Genomic DNA, 19,360 nt, shown 5'->3' with positions numbered 1-19,360 from the left:
CGACCAGCGCCGAGCCGTTGTCGACGCGCTCGACCGTATCGCCGATCAGCCCCTTGATCTCCTTGGCCGCGTTGGCGCTGCGCTGCGCCAGGCTGCGCACCTCGCCCGCCACCACCGCGAAACCACGGCCCTGCTCGCCGGCGCGTGCAGCTTCCACCGCTGCGTTCAGCGCCAGGATATTGGTCTGGAACGCGATGCCTTCGATCACGCCGATGATGTCGACGATCTTCTTCGACGCATCGTTGATCTCGTCCATGGTCTGCACCACCCGGCCCACCACTTCGCCGCCGCGCAGCGCCGTGTCCGACGCGTTGGCCGCCAGCCCGCTGGCCTGGCGCGCGTTGTCCGCGTTCTGGCGCACGGTGCTGGTCAGCTCTTCCATGCTCGATGCGGTCTGCTCCAGCGACGCCGCCTGCTGCTCGGTGCGCTGCGACAGGTCGTTGTTGCCGGCGGCAATCTCGCGCGACGCGCTGCCGATCGATTCGGCCGAGGCCTTGAAATCCCGCACCATGCGCGACAGCTGCTGCTGCATCTGCTGCATCGCAAAGACCAGGCTGCTCTTGTCACCGGCGCGCGTGGTCACCGGCTGCGAGAAATTGCCCTCGGCAATGCGCGCGGCGATGGCCGCGGCATACGCCGGCTCGCCGCCCAGCTGGCGCGACAGCGCGCGCGCCAGCAGCACGCCCAGCAGCACCGACAGCGTCAGGCCGCCCAGCACCAGGCCCAGCATCCACAGGCGCGTTTCGTCGTAGACGCTGCGTGCTTCTTCCATGTTGTTGCGGGCGCGGTCGTCGCGGCGCTTGACCATCTGCAGCATCACCGCTTCCAGCGCGTGGCTGTCCTTGAGCAGGTCTGCGCTTTCGGAGAACACCTGGCTTTCGAACTGCGAGGTATCCAGCGGCTGCTTGCTGACCAGCTCGACATACTTTTCCATGCGCGCGCGGAACGCCGGCGACAGGTCCTGGTACTGCTTGACCAGCGCCTTGCCCTCGGGCTTCTCGAAGGCGCCGGCCACCTGGCGGATGCGTTCGTCCATCGCGGCCAGCGACTTGGCGATCTGTTCTTTCTCGACCGTGCGCTCGCCCATGGTCGATGCCGACAGCAGCGCGATCTGCGAGCGGCTGGCGTAGACCAGGTTGATGTTGGCGTCCTGCACCGCCTTCAGCGCGCGCAGGTCGTCGTTGTAGATCTTGCCGGTCCAGTCGGCCATGCGGCCCATGTTGACGACGCCCAGCAGCCCCATCACGGCGCCGATCACGGCGACCACCAGGAATCCGGCAACCAGCCTGGTCGTGACGCGCAATTGATTGAACCAATGCATAGCAACTCCCCCTTGTAACTGAAGCCTCGGGCACGGCCTGCCGCACCCTGTGTACGCTGGCGGCGCGGCATGCCGCGCCTGCCTTCACTTCGATCCCAACGTGCCGGTGCCGCGCCTACGCGCGTGCCAGCACCGCATCGCCGCGCGCCTGCGCTGGCTGGCGCTGCGGCCGCACCTCCGCCTGCATGCTGACGCGGAACGTCGCCACCGCATCTCGCAGCCGAAGCGCCTGTTCTTCGAGCGCGCCCGCCGCGGCGGCCGCTTCTTCGACCAGCGCCGCGTTCTGCTGCGTGCCCTCGTCCATTTGTGCCACGGCCTGGTTCACCTGCTCGATGCCCGAGCTCTGCTCGGCAGATGCCGCGCTGATCTCGGCCATGATGTCGGTGACCGACTTCACCGCCTGCACGATCTCTTCCATGGTCTGGCCAGCCTGGCCAACCAGCGCCGAGCCGTTGTCGACGCGCTCGACCGTATCGCCGATCAGCCCCTTGATCTCCTTGGCCGCGTTGGCGCTGCGCTGCGCCAGGCTGCGCACCTCGCCCGCCACCACCGCGAAGCCACGGCCCTGCTCGCCGGCGCGCGCGGCTTCCACCGCGGCGTTCAGCGCCAGGATATTGGTCTGGAACGCAATGCCTTCGATCACGCCGATGATGTCGACGATCTTCTTCGACGCATCGTTGATCTCATCCATGGTCTGCACCACCCGGCCCACCACTTCGCCGCCGCGCAAGGCAGTATCCGAAGCATTGGCGGCCAGCCCGCTGGCCTGGCGCGCGTTGTCCGCGTTCTGGCGCACCGTGCTGGTCAGCTCTTCCATGCTCGACGCGGTCTGCTCCAGCGATGCCGCCTGCTGCTCGGTGCGCTGCGACAGGTCGTTGTTGCCGGCGGCCACCTGGCGCGTCGCGGTCGAGATGCTGGCCATGCCTTCCTGGATTTCATGCACCACCGACAGCAGGCTGCGCTGCATGGTCTGCATCGCCTGCGCCAGCGCGCCGATCTCGTCGGCGCTGCGGTGCTCGAAGCGCGTGGTCAGGTCGCCCGCGCCCATGCGCAGCGCAAAGTCCAGCATGTCGCGCACCGGCCGGTTCACGCGCGCCAGCAGCATGGTGCCGGCGGCAAAGGACGACGCCAGCGCCAGTGCAAAGCCGCCCCACAGCCACGGGCGCAAGCTGGCCACGGCGGTGCCGCCCAGCGCTTCCACCGCGAGCAGCGCGGCCAGGAACCACACCAGCCCGCCAGCCTGGGCCCACAGGATGCGGCGCTTCAGGTTCAGCCGCAGCAGCCCCTGCACCAGGCCGCGCAGGCCGGTGCGCACCACCGCGCCGTGGCGGATCGCCAGCCCGTCGGCACGCCCGGCGCGAAAGCGCGCATAGGCGGCGCCCGCGGCCTGCACCTGCTCGCGCGTTGCCATCGAGCGCACCGAGGTGTAGCCCACCACGCGGCCGTCGACGCGCGTCGGCGTCACGGTCGCATTGACCCAGTAGAAGTCGCCGTTCTTGCGGCGGTTCTTGACCACGCCCATCCATGTGCGCCCGGCCTGCAGGTCCTGCCACAGGTCGGCGAACGCCTCGGGCGGCATGTCGGGGTGGCGCACCAGGTTATGCGGCGCGCCCAGCAGTTCTTCCGCCGTAAAGCCGCTGGCCTCGATAAAGGTGCGGTTGGCAAAGGTGATACGGCCCTTGAGGTCGGTGCGCGAGATCAGGTAGTCGGACGGAGACAGCGGGTACTCGCGCTGCGTAACGGGTTGGTTGTTTCGCATCTAAGTCTGTACTGCTTGCCTGGGGCGCGCCGCATGGGTCCATGCGGTGCGCACCGCGGGCGGGTTCGGTCCGGCGCGCGGGTGGCGCGTGCCGGACGGCGGGGGGCGCTATTGCAGGATCAGGACACCGCTTCAAGTGCGGCCAGTTCTTCGGTATTGAGCAGCTTCTCGATATCGACCAGGATCAGCATGCGCTGCTCGACCGAGCCCAGGCCGCGGATATAGTCGGTCGCCAGTTCGCCGGAAAAGTGCGGCGTGGGCTTGATCTGCGCGGCGCTCAGCGTCAGCACGTCGGAGACGCCGTCCACCACGATGCCGGTGGTGCGTTCGTTGAGGTCGACGATGATCACGACCGTGTACTGGTCGTAGCTGACATTGGGCTGGCGGAACTTGATGCGCAGGTCGATGATCGGCACGACGATGCCGCGCAGGTTGATCACGCCCTTGATGTAGTCGGGCGCATTCGCGATCTGGGTGACCGACTCGTAGCCGCGGATCTCCTGCACCTTCAGGATATCGACGCCGTATTCCTCGCGGCCCAGGGTAAAGGCCAGGAACTCCTCGCCCGCGCCGTCTGCCTTGTCGATGTGCTGCATCGTCTAGCCCCCCAAATTTGGCTCATGCTGGTTTCTCTGGCGCCGCAGCGGCCGGGGTCGCTGGCTGCGCCGGGGCGTGACTTCGCCCACCAGTGTTTACGGCAGGATCCGGGGTGACTGAAGGGCGACGCCGCCGCTTTCCTTACCCTTCCGAGGTAGGGGATGCCGCTTCCAGCAGCGCGGCCACGGCCTGCATCAGCCCGTCGGGGTCGAACGGCTTGGGCAGGAAGCCCGATGCGCCCGCCGCGCGGGCCTGTTCGCGGATGCTGCCGTCCTGCTCGGTGGTCAGCATCAAGATCGGCATGCGCGCGTAGCGCGGCGTCGCGCGCAGGCTGCGGATCAACGTGAGGCCGTCCATGCCGGGCATGACCTGGTCGGTGACCAGCATGCCGAAGTGGCCCGCGAGCGCCAGCGCATGCGCCTGGTCGCCGTCAGCGGCCTCGGTCACGTCGAATCCTCCGGCGCGCAGGCAGGCGCCGATCATGCGGCGTAGCGAGGGAGAATCGTCGACGACGAGGATGCTGGGCAATGACATGGGCGCCTCCGGAGGTGCAGGAACGGGTGGGTCCGCCAGGAACATCGATGACACGGGCAACGCGGCGGCGACGGACGGGCCGGCACAGGGCTAGCGCCAACGCGGGCCAGCCTGCCAGACCCGTTATCGGCGGCGCGGCCGCCGGGCTTTAGCCATCGAGAGGCAAACCGGGCGTCAGGCCGCGGCCTGCGCGCGCAGGGCGTCGCCGAAGCCGGCGGCGTCCAGCGGCAGCGACAGCAGGTAGCCCTGCACCTCGTCGCAACCCATCTGGTTGAGGATGTCCAGCTGCGAGGCCGACTCTACGCCTTCGGCCACCACCTTCATGCGCAACTCGTGCGCCAGCGCCACCATCGAGCCGACGATGGCGCGGCCCTGCGCATCGGTATCGAGCCCGCCGATCAGCGTGCGGTCGATCTTGAGCGTGCCCACGCGCAGCCGCTTGAGATAGCCCAGGCTGGAATAACCGCTGCCGAAATCGTCCAGCGCCACCTGGATCCCGAGCGACTGCAGCTCGGCCAGCGTTTCCAGCGACTTGCCGATGTCCTTCATCGCCGCGGTCTCGGTGATCTCCAGCGTGATCGCCGACGGCGGGATGTCGTGCTGGTGGATCTGCTCGAGCAGGTATTGCGGGAAATTGCGGCTGGCAAAGCGCAGCCCCGAGACATTGATCGCCACCGGCACGGTCGGCACGCCGGCGTCGCGCCACTGGCGCACCTGGCGGCACACGCTGGTCAGGACCCAGTCGTCGAGCTTGTCGATCTGCCCGGACTGTTCGGCCACGGCGATGAACTCGGCTGGGCTGACCTGACCCAGCGCGGGATGGCGCCAGCGGCAGAGGGCCTCGGCGCCGACCACGGTGCGGCGGCGCGCGTCGTACTTGGGCTGGAACTGCAGCGACAGGGTATCGTCCTGGATCGCCACCCACAGGTCGCGCCGGATCACGCGGGTGCGGCGCGCGCGTTCGCCGGCGGCGCTGTTGAACAGGCGCACCTGGTTCGAGCCGCTCTGGCGGGCTTCGGCCAGGCTGACGCGGGCCGCCTGCATCAGCGCCTCGGACGTCTGTGCGTCGCGCGGATAGATGGCGATGCCGATATTGACGCCGATCTGCATCTGCAGCCCGCGCGCGGCGATGAACTCGGCCAGCGAGCCCAGCATGCGCGAGCCCAGTTCCTGCGCGCGGCCATGGTGGACCAGTTCGGGCACGCCCACGGCGAACTCGTCGCGCGCCAGCCGCGCCAGGAAGTCGTGGGGCTCCAGCACGGCCTGCGCCAGCGCGCCGGCGTCCTGCGCCAGGATGTCGTCGGCGCGCACTTCGAAGACTTCGTCGACTTCGCGGTAGTCGGCGATATGGATCAGCAGCACGGCGCAGCCGGTCTCGGCCAGCCGGGCCTGGCTGATGGCCTGGTCCAGCCAGCGGCCGAAGGCGACTCGGTCCGGCATCACGGTCGCCACGCTGTATTCCCCCACCGTGTCTTGCCCGCGCGCGGCGGCACGCACGGTCAGCCGGCCCGGGCGCCCGGGGATGCGCGCGCCGCGCCGCGCCAGCCGCGGCTCGGCGCCGCGATGCAGCACCGGCAGGTCATCGGCAAGTTCGTCGGCCAGCGTGGCGTCGGCGCGTGCCGGCGCCGGCAGCCAGCCGCGCGATTGGGCCCGATGCACGGCGAACAGCAGCGCGCACAGCGCGGTCAGCCCGCCCGCCAGCCAGGCCGGGTGCGGCAGGCCGGCGGCGTCGATGCAATCGCGCGCGGTCACGGTGCCGGCGCCACACGAGCGGCCCAGGTGGGTGCCGGCCGCCGCAACGAGCCCGGCTCCGGCCACCACCGCCATCAGCGCCGCGCCGCGCCACAGGCGCGCGCCCTGGCGCAGCCACTGCACCAGCAGCTTGACCGCCGTGGTGGCCGCCGCCGCGGCGGCAAAGCTGGCCGCCAGCTGCGCGGTGTCGCTGACGGCCGGCACGCTGCCCGACAGGCCCACCACCAGCACCGGCATGCCGATGCTCAATTGCGACAGCAGCGCCGCCGACCACGTCAGCACGCGCAGCGACCGGCTGCCGGCCGGCTGGTCCGCGCGCCCGGCGCGAACGCCGAGGGCGGCGGCTACACCCAGCAGGGCAGCCAGCAGCAACAGGACGGAACTCAGGGCAATCATTAGGCTGCGCGATGATGATGAAGATGCGCGAAGACGGTCAGGACGCGGGGCAAACCCCGCATCATGTCATCTTGCAGTCGCCGTGTGAACAAGGCAATGACTCGAACGCAGGGTGTTAGAACGCGCTCCAGTCATCATCGCCGCCGGCCGCGGCCACTGCCGGACGCGCTGCGGATCGCGCTGCAGGGGGGGTTGCCGGGCTGCTCGCCGGCCTGGCCGCGGGCCGCGCCGCCGCTGCAACCGGCACCTTACGCACCGTCGTGGTGCGCGCGGCCACGCTGGCACTGGCGACGGCGGGGGTCGCCGGCGTGGAGGATGCCATTGCCTTTGCCGACGTCTTGGCTGCGGCGCTTCCACCGACGTGGGCCGTGATCGCCGGCTCCGCCGCGGTGTTGACGGTGAACACCGAGACCACGTTCTTCAGCTTCTGCGCCTGTTCTTCCAGCGCGCCCGCCGCCGCCGCGGCCTCTTCGACCAGTGCGGCGTTCTGCTGGGTCACCTGGTCCATCTGGGTCACGGCCTGGCTGACCTGCTCGATGCCGCTGGTCTGCTCCTGCGATGCCGCGCCGATCTCGTTCATGATGTCCGTGACCCGGCGCACCGCCTGGACGATCTCGCCCATGGTCTGGCCGGCTTCGGCCACCAGCCGGGTGCCGCTCTCCACGCGCTGGCCCGACTCGCTGATCAGCGCCTCGATTTCCTTGGCGGCCGAGGCCGAGCGCTGCGCCAGGCTGCGCACCTCGCCCGCCACCACCGCAAAGCCGCGCCCCTGCTCGCCGGCCCGGGCGGCTTCGACCGCGGCATTGAGCGCCAGGATATTGGTCTGGAAGGCGATGCCCTCGATCACGCTGATGATTTCCACCACCTTGCGCGAGGCGCCGTTGATCTCGTTCATGGTGTCGACCACGCGGCCCACCACCTCGCCGCCCTTGAGCGCGATCTGCGAGGCCTCGCCCGCCAGCACGCCGGCCTGGCGCGCATTGTCGGCGTTCTGGCGCACCACCGTGGTCAGCTCTTCCATGCTCGCGGCGGTCTCCTCCAGCGACGAGGCCTGTTCCTCGGTGCGCTGCGACAGGTCCAGGTTGCCGGTGGAAATCTGCTGCGTGGCCGACGCCATTGAATCCGCGCCGCTGCGCACTTCGGCGACGATGCCCGACAGGCTCGACTGCATCGCGGCCAGCGCCTGCATCATGCGCCCGATCTCGTTCTTCGAGATGCTGGTGATGCGCGCGGTCAGGTCGCCGCGGGCGATGCGCTCGAACACCGCCAGCGCCTCTTGCACCGGCGCGACGATGGCGCGGTTCAGCGCGACCGCGCACAGCGCGGCAAGCGCCAGGCCCAGCACGATCATCACGATCGACAGCATGCGGATGCGGGCAAAACTTGCCTGCGCCGCGCCGAAATTGGCCTCGCCCGCCGCCATCTGGAACTTCTGCAGTTTTTCATGCGCGCTCGACATGCTGCGCTGCAGGTCGGGCAGCACCTTCTTCGCCAGCCGCACCGCCTCTTCCTGGTTGCCCGCCAGCGACGCCGCCTGCAGCGGCAGCACGCCCTGCTCCATGAAAGCCTGGCGCTGCTTGCCCAGTTCGGTCGCCAAGGCCTGTTCCTCGGCATTCTGCGGCAGGCTCATATAGCGCTTCCACGCCGCGTCCGACGCCTCCACGAACACGCGCGAGCGATCCACGTTGACCTTGGGATCGTCCTGCTCGCCCTGCATCACGTTGCGGTCCAGCGCCAGGCGCATGCGCGTGGTGGCCAGCATCGCGTCGCTGAGCGCGACGGTCGAGCCAAGCTGGTTGGCATAGGTATCCTTGAGCGCGTCGTTGCTCTGCGAGATGCCGTACAGGCCGGCGCCGCCGACCAGCAACAGCAGCAGCGACAGGATTCCCATGGCGCCCCGTAGCAGGGTCTTGATCTGAATATTGTTGTGGAAGGACATGATGAAATAAGACTTAGGCAATCCGCGGGACACACCCCTTGCCCCGGTCCGGCAGGATCGTTACCGCATTGATCCGCCCTGCCCGGATAACGGCGTGCCCCCCTCATCCTTGAGTCGCCGTCCGGCGCGCACGGTTATGGTGAATCGGCGATAAACGCCATGTCGGATATCAGCCACGTAGAGGGGGTGGGCTGGCGGGTATGGCCTGAAACGGGGTTGCCGCCTGTCCGTAAATGCCGGCGCGATTAATGGCATGGCCGGTATCCGCACACAACGACGACAGACGGTCCGGTAGGGAATACCGCCGGGTTTTCGGCACGGCTCAACCGTCGCAGTACCGCCGGCACGCGGCAAAATCCGCGGCGACTCGCCCTGACACTGAAAGTTCACACAATTATCAGCAGCAAGAATTTTCGCAAAAACCGTCCGGGATTACGCCACCAGGATTTGCAGCCGGCAGCCGGCCCGTTATAATTGTTTTCAGCATTTTCCCCCGCCCACCAGCGCACCCAGCGCAATTCAATCACCGGAAACCGAGGACGCAATGGCGACGTATCAGGAAATCGTTCAGAAAATCAGCGAACTGCAGAAGCAAGCCGAGGAAATCAAGGCGCGTGAACAATCCGCCGTGATCGCGGATATTCGCGAGAAAATCGAGCAATATGGCCTGACCGCGGAAGACCTGGGTTTTGGCGCGAAGGCCCCGGCCGGCAAGAAGGCGGCCAACCGCAAGGTGCCGGTGCGTTATCGCGACAACGCCGGCAATACCTGGACCGGCCGCGGCAAGCGCCCGGGCTGGCTGACCCAGGCCCTGGCCCAGGGCAAATCGGTCGAGGACTTCCTGATCCGCTGAAACACGCGATCCGGCAGACGGCAAAACGCCACGGAGACATCCGTGGCGTTTTTGTTTTGCCTGGCGGAAAGCCTGGCCGGGCTCAGGCGTCGAAGCCGTGCGGGTTCATCGACTGCCAGCGCCACGAGTCCTGGCACATGCGGTCCAGGTCGTGCTGCGCGCGCCAGCCCAGCAGTTCATGGGCCAGCGCCGGGTCGGCGTAACAGGCGGCGATATCGCCCGGGCGCCGGTCCACGATCTGGTACGGCACCGGCTTGCCGCTGGCGCGCTGGTAAGCCTGCACTACCTCCAGCACGCTGTAGCCACGCCCGGTGCCCAGGTTGACGGTCATGCCGCGGCCCTGCCGGCCCAGGTAATTGAGCGCCGCCAGGTGGCCGTCGGCAAGGTCGCAGACATGGATATAGTCGCGCACGCCGGTGCCGTCGACGGTCGGGTAATCGCCGCCGAATACCATCAACTGGTCGCGGCGCCCGCCCGCCACCTGCGCCACATAAGGCATCAGGTTGTTGGGAATGCCGCGCGGGTCTTCGCCGATCAGGCCGCTTTCATGCGCGCCGACCGGATTGAAATAACGCAGGTAGGCAATGCGCCAGGCCGGATCGGATTTTTCCAGGTCGCGCAGGATTTGCTCGCCCATCAGCTTGGTCTGGCCATAGGGGTTGGTCGCCGACAGCGGGAAATCCTCCAGGATCGGCACGGTGTGCGGATTGCCATAAACCGTGGCCGAGGAACTGAACACCAGCTGTTTCACCCCGGCCGCGCCCATGGCGGCACATACCGTCAGCAGGCCATCGAGGTTGTTGCTGTAATAGGCCAGCGGCTGGCTGACCGATTCGCCCACCGCCTTGAGCGCGGCAAAATGAATCACCGCGCTGATGCGGTGTTCGGCAAAGAGCCGGTCCAGCAGCGCGCGGTCGCGCACATCGCCCTGCACGAAATGCGGGGCCTGGCCGGTAATGGTGGCAAGCCGGTCGATCACGGCCGGGCTGCTGTTGCACAGATTATCCAGGCCGATCACGTGGTAGCCGGCATTGAGTAGGGCAACCCAGGTATGCGAGGCGATATAGCCGGTGGCACCGGTCAGCAGCAGGGTTTCAGGCATTGCGTGTGGCGTCGGTCTATTTGATTCAGCGTTTGCGGACGGCGGCCGGCGCGCCATGTGCGCGATCAATAACCTGCACCACGGCGCCCGGCCCGCGAAAGTGCCTATTATCCACGATGCGCCATGGCGCCCGGCCCGGCGGCCCGTGCCGCAACTTCAGTCAGAGGCCGCGGAAAGCGGCACCACCAGCCCGGCCCGCGCCTGCCAGGCTTCATACGCCGCCCGCAGCCGCCAGCCCGATTCCAGGTCGCGCATGCCCAGGCACTGCGCCACCTCTGCGGGCGCCGTGCCGGCCTCGAAATGCATGGCCGCGCAGGTATTGCGCAAGGTCTGCGGCGACGCGCGCTCGCTGCGCCCGGCAAGCACGCCGGCTTCGTCCAGCAGGATCTCCACGCGCCGGTAGACCGACGCCGCATGCATCGGCCGCCCCGTCGGCATGGCCGGAAACACCAGGTTGCCGAGCGTGCCCGAGGCCTCGCGCAGTGCCAGCCAGGCGCGCAGCGGCGCATGCGCCAGCGGAAACAGCGGCACCGTGTAGGCGCGGCCGTTGTCCGGGCGCACCATGCGCAGCGCCATCCGCCCGGGCCTGCTGTCGGCCATGTCTGCGATTACGTCAGTGCGCAGCGCGCGCGCCTCCGCCACCTTCAGGCCGCCGCCGAGCAGCACCGCCAGCAGCGCCGCGTCGCGGGCGCGCTTCCATTGCGTTGGGGACGCCGCGCCGGTATCGCCAGCGGGCGCGCCGGCCGGGCCGAGGATGCGCGCCACCAGCAGGTCGCGCTCGCCGGGCAGCAGGAAGGCGGTGGGATCGTTCTCGCCCTCGGCCAGATGGGCGCGCACCGCCTGGCTGCCCGGGTTGTGCATGCCCTCGCGCAAGCGGGACAGGTGGTGAAAGACCCGCTCGATCAGCCGCGCATAGCGGTAGCGGTGCGACTTATGCAGCTGCTGCGCATCCAGGAATTCGCCGATCTGCTCGGCCGACCAGCTCAGCGGCGGCAGCCCGCGTTCGGCCGACCAGCGCAGCAGCTTGCCCCACATCGCGCGGTACACCACGCTGGTGCCGTGGCGAAAACCGTGCTGCGCCAGCCAGCCGTCGAACGCGCGCTCGGGGTGGTCGCGCCAGGCGGCCAGGTCGGCATCGAACAAGGCCGCCTGCTCGAGTTGGGCGGCGCTGGGCTTGGTGGTCACGGACTCTCCTGCTCTGCCGCATCAGGCCGGCGGCCGGCGGACGATTCCGACTATTGTAGACAACGCGTCACTGCGCGCCGCGGTCCACGCGCCGAGCTTGCAGCGGGCCGCGCGGCATGCTACCTTTCGACCCACTATGCAACTGGTTGCATAAAGCCAGGAAGAGATCGCAGCAAACCTACAGCGCCACGCCAGGAGACCTCCCGTGACCACTGCCCTGATCCCCGCCGCCCAGGCTTCGCTCGACGCCTGGCACCAGATGATCGCCACCCAGTCGATGGCCGGGCTCGATGCCATCGTCGCCGACGACGTGGTGTTCCGTTCCCCCGTGGCACACACGCCGTATCCCGGCCGCGCCGCCATCGCCCTGGTGCTGACCACGGTGAACCAGGTGTTCCAGGACTTCCGCTATCACCGCAGCTTTGTCAGCGACGACGGCCACAGCGTGGTGCTGGAATTCAGCGCCAGCGTGGACGGCAAGGCGCTCAAGGGCATTGACATGATCCGCTTCGACGACGCCGGCCGCATTGCCGAATTCGAGGTCATGGTGCGCCCGCGCTCCGGCCTGGAGGCGCTGGCCGCCGCCATGGCCGCGCGCCTGGCGAGCCAGAAACATGTGCTGACCGGCGCCTGACGCGCGCCGGCCGCGGCGCCACCGTATTGCTTCACCGAATTGTTCGGAATTACCCAGGAGACTTCCCCATGGCCCTTCCCGCCCAGCTGCAGAACCGGCTTTCGCTGCCGGTGGTCTGCTCGCCGCTGTTCATCATCTCCAACCCCGACCTGGTCATCGCCCAGTGCAAGGCCGGCGTGGTCGGATCGTTCCCGGCGCTGAACGCGCGCCCCGCGCCCAAGCTGGAGGAATGGCTGGACCGCATCACCACCGAACTGGCGGAACACGACACGAAGCACCCCGAGCGCCCGTCGGCGCCGTTCGCGGTCAACCAGATCGTGCACAAGTCCAACGACCGGCTCGAGCATGACCTGGAACTGTGCGTGCGCTACAAGGTGCCGATCGTGATCACCTCGCTGGGCGCGCGCAAGGAAGTCAACGACGCGGTCCACTCGTACGGCGGCATCGTGCTGCATGACGTCATCAACAATACCTTCGCGCGCAAGGCGATCGAAAAAGGCGCGGATGGCCTGGTGGCGGTGGCGGCCGGTGCCGGCGGCCATGCCGGCACGCTGTCGCCGTTCGCGCTGCTGCACGAGATCCGCGAATGGTTCGACGGCCCGCTGCTGCTGTCCGGCGCGATCTCCAGCGGCGACGCCATCCTGGCCGCGCAGGCCGCGGGCGCCGACCTGGCCTATATCGGCTCGGCCTTCATCGCCACGCATGAGGCCAACGCGCAGGACGGCTACAAGCAGATGATCGTCGACAGCACCGCCAACGACATCGTCTATTCCAACCTGTTCACCGGCGTGCACGGCAACTACCTGCGCGGCAGCATCGAGCGCGCCGGGCTGGACCCGAGCGCGCTGCCGGAATCGGACCCGTCGAAGATGAATTTCGGCTCGACCAGCGTGAAGGCGTGGAAGGACATCTGGGGCGCCGGCCAGGGCGTCGGCGCGATCAAGCGCGTGGTGCCGGCCGCCGAACTGGTGCGCCGCTTTGCCGAGGAGTACGCGCTGGCGCGCCGCCGCCTGGGACTGGGCGAAGCCAGCCCGGCCGGCGCGCGCGCCGTCGACCTGGCCTGAGCGCGCACCCTTGCTGCCGCTACAGCAGCGGCAGCAAGGCCTCGCCCCAGGCCACCCAGTCGGTTTCAAAGCGGATGCCGCGCTGCAGCAGCGCATAGCGCAGTTGCTGCGCGCGGTCCATGTCTGGCGCCGAGAAGTCGCGCCGCTCGATGGCCAGGTAGGTCTCAAGGCGGGCGCGGTGCAGCGCGATCAGCCGCCGCATCTCGTCGCCCAGGCCAAGCGGGCCGATCACCGCATCGGCGCGCAGCTTGACCAGGATCTCCTCGCGCTGATCCAGCCCCGCGCCCGGCGCCAGCACCCAGCGCGCCAGTTCCTCACGGCCCGCCGGCAACACCCGGTAGACCTTCTTGCGGTTGCGCCGGTCGGCGTTGCCCTCGCCTTCCGCCGCGTCGCTTTCATCGGCGGCAATCCAGCCGCTGTCCGCCATGCGGCCCAGCTCGCGATAGATCTGCTGATGCGTGGCATGCCAGAAATAGCCGATGGAGCGGTCGAAGCGCCGCGCCAGGTCGTAGCCGGACGAGGGCTTTTCGATCAGGGAGATCAACAAGGCGTGCTGGGTCGACATGCGTCTGCTGGGGCGCGGGAATGATCGGAGTGGATTCGGACAGCGCAGCGTGCCGGCAGGCGCGCCGGTCACCGCACTTTCAAAAACTGGCGCTATGGTAGCGCAATGCCGGGCCGGTGCCCGAGGCACGCCCGCGATATGACGGGTAACGATATATTCGTCGATTTTGTCAGTTAAGAAATTTCCCACCAGACAGAATTAAAAAATGCTGAATGGCATTTCCGGCCGCTGTGCCATACATTCCATACATTGACGCTGTGCGAGCAAAAACGATCCGCCCCCGGCCGCACCATGCAGAACTTTGGAGTGTGTCCATGACCGGAAGAATCCTGCTTGCCGAAGACCGCGACGTGCCCTGGGAGGCTGACGCGCGTCCGCTCGGCCTGCTGGCGCCAGTGCACGACAAGGCGCCAGTTTATTACCGGCTGCCCGATACGCCTGACGGGCACCATATCAAGGAATATCCCAGCGGCCTGCGCCAGCTGGTGCGTTTTGTCGGCGTCGAGGAACAGGTCGTCAAATACAACCTGAGCTGATCCCGCGCCACCGTTTTCCCTGTGGTTGTCTCCTCCAAGCCCGATCCTGCGGGCAGGGACTTGAACCCGCGAGCTTCGCGGGTTTTTTCTTGCCTTGATGGTATCGGCCCTGCCTACCTCAGAGCTGCGGCGCGCGGCAGGCGGCGCCGCCGGCATTGTCCGCCTCGGGCATGCCGAACACGGCCCGCGCCCCGCACTGGGACCCGAACATGCGCGCCTGGTCGTGCCCCACGCCTACCACTTCATACGCCTGGTGGTGCATGACGAGGCCCGGACCCGCAAGGTATCGCTCATAGCGCAGGTAGCCGCGCGCCCGCTGCAGCCGCGTGGCGCCCTCGGCCTCGGCGCCGCACGATTTGTCGAGCACACGATGGTTGGGATCGTTGTCCTCGGTGCCGGCCAGATAGGTCACCTGGCGCGCGGCATAGCGCCGGTACAGCGCCATGCCGTCGGCGCCTTTGGCATACGGCACCATGTCCTGCATGCCGTAGCGGTACTTGTCGTAGTCCGGGCAACGGGCCACGTCATACGGCGCGAACGACTTGCCATCGGCGCCAGCCGGCCGCACCGGCGTGAAATACAGGTACGAGGACGGATTGGCCACGACGTAGCGCAGTTCGATGCCGCCCGCGCGGATGCGCTCGTCGACATTGTTCAGCACCGCGTAGCGGTGCACGATCTGCGCGCCGCCGGAGTGGCCGGCCACCGTCACCTTGCGCACCTGCGGCAGCCGCGTCTTGTCGGTGAAGCGCGCGAGCAGGTCGTCCAGCACCTGCAAGGAGCTGACGCGCGCCGGGCCCTCGAGCGCGTCCTCGCCGCTCAGCCAGCCTTGCACCGACCAGTGCGGCATGCTGGTAAAGCCCTTGTTGCGGTCAGGCGTGCCGGGAAAATTCGGCGCCACCAGCAGCACTTCGTCCGGGTTGCGGCCGCTGGACTTCAGCAGTGCCGCGCCGGCGGCAAAGTAGTCGTCGCCGTTGCGCTGCAGGCCATGCTGGACCAGCACGACTTCGCGAATGCGCGACAGGTCGCCGTCGAGCCGGTGGCTGGCGTAGACCGGGAAGTCATAGCCGGCGCCCGCGCCGAGATGCACGCGCTGCCACTGCGGCGTGTTCGCCGTGGCCGCGGCGGGACCGGTCAGCTTGCCTGCGGCGGGCGGCACCTGCTTACCGGCACAACCGGCCAGCACCGCAACGGTGGCGGCGGCAAGGGCGTGCGTCACGCGCGAACGGGCGGGCTGCGGCAGGCGAGCGATCGATGGCGTCATGGCAGGTGGTCTCCGGTTGGCATGCCGGCGATGGTAGGCCAATGGCACGCGGCATGGCAACGCCTGGCACGAGCCGGGAAAGACACAGCGGAAGCAGTGCGGGCCGCAAGACGCGGCACATAAGGCGCGCCCGTGCCATGCCAAAGCTTGCAAAAGGCAGAGGAAGGGTTTGCAATCGTGGTCCCCGGCACACCCGGCCTTCCCTTGCGCGCCGCCGCGGCAGCGGGAACGAAGGTTGCAGCAACCCTGGCACACCCCGCGCAAGCAAAAGGAAGCCTTATGTACATGGTCTACTGGTCCGAAGCCCTCGGCACAGGACTGACGCCGCATGCGCAGTCGTTCCCCAGCGACGCGATGCGCGAGGCGCTGCGCTTTACCGAGGCGCTGCGCCAGCGCCAGCACGCGGGCGAGGCGGTCAGCTTTGTCACCCTGTGCTCGGAAAACCCCGACTCGGTCGGCCGTGCCGGCGCGGCCGATCCGCCGCCCGACTACGAGTGGAAGAAGCGGCGGCCCTGATCCGATTCGATCCGGTTCGATCCGGTTTGATGCGGCGCGCTCAGGCGCGCGCTGCCGCGGGCCGCAGCGCGGCGCGCACGACGAAGGCCATCAGCACCGCAAACAGCAGCATCGCCGCCAGGAAGTACAGCCCGGCCGCAAGACTGCCGGTGGCGTCCTTGATCACGCCGATACCATACGGCCCGAAATAGCCGCCAAGATTGGCCAGCGAGTTGATGGTGGCGATGCCCACCGCGGCGCTGGCGCCGGTCAGGAACTCGCCGGGCAGCGCCCACACCACCGCCTGGATCGAATAGATCGAGAACGCGGTCAGGCAGATAAACAGGAACTGCAGCACCGGCGACTGCACCCACGCGCTCAGCGCCATGGTGATGGCCGCCATGCCCGACACCACCACGATATGGCCATAGCGCTCGCGCTCGCGGTCCGAGTGGCGCGGCACCAGCCAGAGCCCGACCACGGCAAACAGGTAGGGCACGGCCGACAGCAGGCCGGTCATCGCATCGGTAACGCCGAACTGCTTGATGATGGTCGGCAGCCACAGCGACAGCCCGTAGATGCTGAGCGGAAACGGCAGGAACAGCAGCGACAGCAGCAGCACGCGCTTGTCCTTGAGCGCCTGCAGCGGATTGCCATGCGATTTCAGCGCATAGGCGGCCTGGTCGGCAGCCAGCTCGCGCTCGATCCAGGCGCGGTCGGCCGGCGCCAGCCACGCGGCGCTGGCCGGCGACTCCGGCAGCAGCCTCAGCGTCGGCAGGCACAGCAGCACCGCCGGCAGCCCGCTCAGCACGAATAAGGTCTGCCAGTTGCTCATGCCGAACAGGCCGTGCGTGGACAGCACCAGCCCGGCAAGCGGACCGGTGATGATCAGCGCGATCGGCTGCGCCAGCACCAGCAAGCCGATGATGCGGGCGCGATGGCGCATCGGGAACCACTTGGTCAGGAAGTAGAGGATGCCCGGATACAGCCCCGCCTCGGCCGCGCCCAGCAGGAAGCGCAGCACATAGAAGCTGTGCGCGCCCTGCGTGAACGCCATCGCCATGGTGATCACGCCCCAGGTGAACAGGATGCGCGCAAACCAGCGGCGCGCGCCAAAGCGTTCCAGCGCCAGGTTGCTCGGCACCTCGCACAGGAAGTAGCCGATAAAGAACAGGCCCGCGCCCAGGCCATAGGCCGCATCGCTGATGCCGATGGCCGCGTTCATGTGCAGCTTGGCGAAGCCGACCACCGAGCGGTCGATATACGCGACCACGTAGATCAGCGCCAGGAACGGGATCAGGCGCCGCACCAGCATGCCGATGATGCGGTGCTCCTCCGCGGCTTGTGAAGTTTCTCCCCGGGTCGGGGCGGCGCGCTCCATCGGCGCGGTCTGGGTGCCTTGCATGGCGGGTCTCCTTGTTTTGTCTTGTCGTGGCCGCCGCGTCTGGCGGTCGGCGCTGGGGTGCAGTGGCTCAGTGCGAGTGGCGCGGCACCTCGCGGCCGCGGCAGCCCACCAGGAAGTCGAGGTCGCAGCCCTCGTCGGCCTGCAGCACGTGGTCCACGTACAGCTTGCGATAGCCGCCGTCGGCGGGCGCCTGCAGCGGCTGCACGTCGGCCATGCGGCGTTCGAACTCGGCGGGGTCGATATCCAGGTGCAGGCGCCCGGCCTCGCAGTCGAGCTCGATCCAGTCGCCGTCGCGCACGATCGCCAGCGGCCCGCCGGCGGCGGCTTCCGGCGCGACGTGCAACACCACGGTGCCGTAGGCGGTGCCGCTCATGCGCGCGTCGGAAATCCGCACCATGTCCTTGACGCCCTGGCGCAGCAGCTTGGGCGGCAGGCCCATGTTGCCGACCTCGGCCATGCCCGGGTAGCCGCGCGGCCCGCAGCGCTTGAGCACCAGCACCGAGTTCTCGTCGACCTCGAGCGACTCGTCGACGATGCGTTCCTTGTAGTGCTCCAGGTTCTCGAATACCACCGCGCGGCCGCGGTGGCGCAGCAGCTTCGGTGTTGCCGCCGACGGCTTGAGCACCGCGCCGCGCGGCGACAGGTTGCCGCGCAGGATGCGGATGCTGCCGTCGCGGATCAGCGGCTGATGCAGCGGGCGGATGACTTCATCGTTGGTGATCGGCGCGTCCTTGATGTTGTCCCAGATCGCCTTGCCGTTGACGGTGAGCGCGCCGGGATGCGGCAGCAGCCCGGCCTCGCCCAGGCGGCGCAGCACCGCGGGCAGGCCACCGGCGTAATAGAACTCTTCCATCAGGAAGCGGCCCGACGGCATCAGGTCGACGATGGTCGGGGTATCGCGCCCCACCGTGCTCCAGTCTTCCAGTTCCAGCGGCACGCCGATGCGGCCGGCGATCGCCTTCAGGTGGATCACCGCGTTGGTCGAGCCACCGATAGCCGCATTGACGCGGATCGCATTCTCGAACGCCTGGCGCGTCAGGATCTTCGACAGCGTCAGGTCCTCGCGCGCCATCTCGACGATGCGGATGCCGGACATGTGCGCCAGCACGTAGCGGCGCGCATCGACCGCCGGGATCGCGGCATTGTGCGGCAGCGAGGTGCCTAGCGCCTCGGCCATGCAGGCCATGGTCGAGGCCGTGCCCATGGTGTTGCAGGTGCCGGCCGAGCGCGACATGCCGGCCTCGGCCGACAGGAACTGGTGCAGGTTGATCTCGCCTGCCTTCAGCGATTCATGCAGCTGCCACACCGCGGTGCCCGAGCCGATGTCCTTGCCGTCGAGCTTGCCGTTGAGCATCGGCCCGCCGGTAACGACGATGGCCGGCACGTCGCAGCTGGCCGCGCCCATCAGCAGCGCGGGCGTGGTCTTGTCGCAGCCGGTCAGCAGCACCACGGCATCGATGGGGTTGCCGCGGATCGCTTCCTCGACGTCCATCGCGGCGAGGTTGCGCGTCAGCATCGCGGTCGGACGCAGGTTGGATTCGCCGTTGGAGAACACCGGGAATTCGACCGGGAAGCCGCCGGCTTCGTACACGCCGCGCTTGACGTGCTCGGCCAGCTTGCGGAAGTGCGCGTTGCACGGGGTCAGTTCCGACCAGGTGTTGCAGATGCCGATCACCGGGCGACCGTCGAAGGCATGGTCGGGGATGCCCTGGTTCTTCATCCAGCTGCGGTACATGAAGCCGTTCTTGTCGGCGGTGCCGAACCACGCGGTCGAGCGCAGCGGCTTGCGTTGCTTGTCGTTGGAATCCGACATGTTGTTCCTGGTGCGGGGCCACCATCGCTGGCGGCGGGAATGGCAGGGACGACGGATCCAGCGGCGGGCGCGGCACCACGCTGTCTCCGGTCGTTATGTTTTGTGGGAGGCAGTGTATGCAGCTTGCCGATATGCTACTAATGAAG

Annotated in this window: 17 protein-coding genes; 5 read left to right on the top strand and 12 right to left on the bottom strand. The window is 68.2% G+C overall.

Features of this window, described 5'->3' with window-relative positions; genetic code table 11:
* The 6 genes from C7416_RS25870 to C7416_RS25845 form a co-directional block, all read right to left on the bottom strand.
* Positions 1-1,321 (bottom strand): methyl-accepting chemotaxis protein (locus tag C7416_RS25870; protein WP_111521525.1); only part of this gene is annotated, 1,321 nt, incomplete at its 3' end.
* Positions 1,322-1,436: 115 nt separating this feature from the next.
* The gene (locus C7416_RS25865; RefSeq protein WP_111521524.1) at positions 1,437-3,080 is read right to left on the bottom strand and encodes a methyl-accepting chemotaxis protein; all 1,644 of its coding nucleotides are present in this window, start codon (positions 3,078-3,080) and stop codon (positions 1,437-1,439) included.
* A 119-nt stretch (positions 3,081-3,199) separates the two neighbouring features.
* A complete protein-coding gene (locus C7416_RS25860) occupies positions 3,200-3,676 on the bottom strand; it encodes a chemotaxis protein CheW (protein ID WP_111521523.1) in 477 nt (158 codons plus the stop codon).
* 142 nt (positions 3,677-3,818) lie between these two features.
* Complete coding sequence (locus tag C7416_RS25855; RefSeq protein WP_111521522.1) at positions 3,819-4,211, bottom strand: response regulator; 393 nt, start codon at positions 4,209-4,211, stop codon at positions 3,819-3,821.
* Positions 4,212-4,385: 174 nt separating this feature from the next.
* Positions 4,386-6,359 (bottom strand): putative bifunctional diguanylate cyclase/phosphodiesterase, encoded by a 1,974-nt coding sequence (locus tag C7416_RS25850; RefSeq protein WP_111521521.1) that lies wholly within the window; start codon positions 6,357-6,359, stop codon positions 4,386-4,388.
* 115 nt (positions 6,360-6,474) lie between these two features.
* A complete protein-coding gene (locus C7416_RS25845) occupies positions 6,475-8,298 on the bottom strand; it encodes a methyl-accepting chemotaxis protein (protein ID WP_111521520.1) in 1,824 nt (607 codons plus the stop codon).
* A gap of 544 nt (positions 8,299-8,842) precedes the next feature.
* Here C7416_RS25845 and C7416_RS25840 point away from each other — a divergent pair.
* Positions 8,843-9,151, top strand: a complete 309-nt coding sequence (locus tag C7416_RS25840) for an H-NS histone family protein (protein ID WP_062802319.1) — start codon at positions 8,843-8,845, stop codon at positions 9,149-9,151.
* An 82-nt stretch (positions 9,152-9,233) separates the two neighbouring features.
* On the opposite strand, the gene galE is transcribed toward C7416_RS25840, so the two are convergent.
* Both galE and C7416_RS25830 read right to left on the bottom strand, forming a co-directional pair.
* A complete protein-coding gene (galE, locus tag C7416_RS25835; RefSeq protein ID WP_111521519.1) occupies positions 9,234-10,253 on the bottom strand; it encodes a UDP-glucose 4-epimerase GalE in 1,020 nt (339 codons plus the stop codon).
* A 156-nt stretch (positions 10,254-10,409) separates the two neighbouring features.
* A complete protein-coding gene (locus tag C7416_RS25830; RefSeq protein ID WP_111521518.1) occupies positions 10,410-11,438 on the bottom strand; it encodes a tyrosine-type recombinase/integrase in 1,029 nt (342 codons plus the stop codon).
* A 205-nt stretch (positions 11,439-11,643) separates the two neighbouring features.
* Between C7416_RS25830 and C7416_RS25825 the strand changes: the two genes are divergently transcribed.
* Positions 11,644-12,072 carry a nuclear transport factor 2 family protein gene (locus C7416_RS25825; protein ID WP_111521517.1) on the top strand — a complete coding sequence of 143 codons (429 nt, stop codon included), beginning with the start codon at positions 11,644-11,646 and terminating at the stop codon, positions 12,070-12,072.
* Between the two features lie 68 nt (positions 12,073-12,140).
* Entirely contained in the window at positions 12,141-13,136 is a 996-nt protein-coding gene (locus tag C7416_RS25820; protein ID WP_111521516.1) for an NAD(P)H-dependent flavin oxidoreductase, read from the top strand.
* Positions 13,137-13,155: 19 nt separating this feature from the next.
* Here the strand turns inward: C7416_RS25820 and C7416_RS25815 are convergent, their stop codons facing one another.
* Entirely contained in the window at positions 13,156-13,701 is a 546-nt protein-coding gene (locus C7416_RS25815) for a PadR family transcriptional regulator (protein WP_111521515.1), read from the bottom strand.
* Positions 13,702-14,015: 314 nt separating this feature from the next.
* Between C7416_RS25815 and C7416_RS25810 the strand changes: the two genes are divergently transcribed.
* Entirely contained in the window at positions 14,016-14,237 is a 222-nt protein-coding gene (locus tag C7416_RS25810) for a hypothetical protein (RefSeq protein ID WP_018004733.1), read from the top strand.
* Positions 14,238-14,355: 118 nt separating this feature from the next.
* Here the strand turns inward: C7416_RS25810 and C7416_RS25805 are convergent, their stop codons facing one another.
* Positions 14,356-15,501 (bottom strand): hypothetical protein, encoded by a 1,146-nt coding sequence (locus tag C7416_RS25805; protein ID WP_111521514.1) that lies wholly within the window; start codon positions 15,499-15,501, stop codon positions 14,356-14,358.
* A 279-nt stretch (positions 15,502-15,780) separates the two neighbouring features.
* On the opposite strand from C7416_RS25805, the gene C7416_RS25800 reads away from it, so the two are divergent.
* A complete protein-coding gene (locus tag C7416_RS25800) occupies positions 15,781-16,017 on the top strand; it encodes a hypothetical protein (protein WP_018004736.1) in 237 nt (78 codons plus the stop codon).
* Positions 16,018-16,057: 40 nt separating this feature from the next.
* Here the strand turns inward: C7416_RS25800 and C7416_RS25795 are convergent, their stop codons facing one another.
* Both C7416_RS25795 and C7416_RS25790 read right to left on the bottom strand, forming a co-directional pair.
* Positions 16,058-17,401 carry an MFS transporter gene (locus C7416_RS25795; RefSeq protein ID WP_111521513.1) on the bottom strand — a complete coding sequence of 448 codons (1,344 nt, stop codon included), beginning with the start codon at positions 17,399-17,401 and terminating at the stop codon, positions 16,058-16,060.
* A 67-nt stretch (positions 17,402-17,468) separates the two neighbouring features.
* A complete protein-coding gene (locus C7416_RS25790; protein ID WP_111521512.1) occupies positions 17,469-19,214 on the bottom strand; it encodes an IlvD/Edd family dehydratase in 1,746 nt (581 codons plus the stop codon).
* Positions 19,215-19,360: the final 146 nt, after the last annotated feature.

Source organism: Cupriavidus phytorum, from assembly GCF_003254285.1.
Classification (GTDB): Bacteria; Pseudomonadota; Gammaproteobacteria; order Burkholderiales; family Burkholderiaceae; genus Cupriavidus; species Cupriavidus phytorum.
This window is presented reverse-complemented; position numbering and strand designations above follow the sequence as displayed.

What these genes read in the sequence shown, in the direction of transcription:
- C7416_RS25865 (WP_111521524.1), bottom strand. Translation starts at nt 3,080, where the DNA reads ATGCGAAACAACCAACCCGTTACGCAGCGCGAGTACCCGCTGTCTCCG.
- C7416_RS25860 (WP_111521523.1), bottom strand. Translation starts at nt 3,676, where the DNA reads ATGCAGCACATCGACAAGGCAGACGGCGCGGGCGAGGAGTTCCTGGCC.
- C7416_RS25855 (WP_111521522.1), bottom strand. Translation starts at nt 4,211, where the DNA reads ATGTCATTGCCCAGCATCCTCGTCGTCGACGATTCTCCCTCGCTACGC.
- C7416_RS25850 (WP_111521521.1), bottom strand. Translation starts at nt 6,359, where the DNA reads ATGATTGCCCTGAGTTCCGTCCTGTTGCTGCTGGCTGCCCTGCTGGGT.
- C7416_RS25845 (WP_111521520.1), bottom strand. Translation starts at nt 8,298, where the DNA reads ATGTCCTTCCACAACAATATTCAGATCAAGACCCTGCTACGGGGCGCC.
- C7416_RS25840 (WP_062802319.1), top strand. Translation starts at nt 8,843, where the DNA reads ATGGCGACGTATCAGGAAATCGTTCAGAAAATCAGCGAACTGCAGAAG.
- galE (WP_111521519.1), bottom strand. Translation starts at nt 10,253, where the DNA reads ATGCCTGAAACCCTGCTGCTGACCGGTGCCACCGGCTATATCGCCTCG.
- C7416_RS25820 (WP_111521516.1), top strand. Translation starts at nt 12,141, where the DNA reads ATGGCCCTTCCCGCCCAGCTGCAGAACCGGCTTTCGCTGCCGGTGGTC.
- C7416_RS25815 (WP_111521515.1), bottom strand. Translation starts at nt 13,701, where the DNA reads ATGTCGACCCAGCACGCCTTGTTGATCTCCCTGATCGAAAAGCCCTCG.
- C7416_RS25810 (WP_018004733.1), top strand. Translation starts at nt 14,016, where the DNA reads ATGACCGGAAGAATCCTGCTTGCCGAAGACCGCGACGTGCCCTGGGAG.
- C7416_RS25805 (WP_111521514.1), bottom strand. Translation starts at nt 15,501, where the DNA reads ATGACGCCATCGATCGCTCGCCTGCCGCAGCCCGCCCGTTCGCGCGTG.
- C7416_RS25800 (WP_018004736.1), top strand. Translation starts at nt 15,781, where the DNA reads ATGTACATGGTCTACTGGTCCGAAGCCCTCGGCACAGGACTGACGCCG.
- C7416_RS25795 (WP_111521513.1), bottom strand. Translation starts at nt 17,401, where the DNA reads ATGCAAGGCACCCAGACCGCGCCGATGGAGCGCGCCGCCCCGACCCGG.
- C7416_RS25790 (WP_111521512.1), bottom strand. Translation starts at nt 19,214, where the DNA reads ATGTCGGATTCCAACGACAAGCAACGCAAGCCGCTGCGCTCGACCGCG.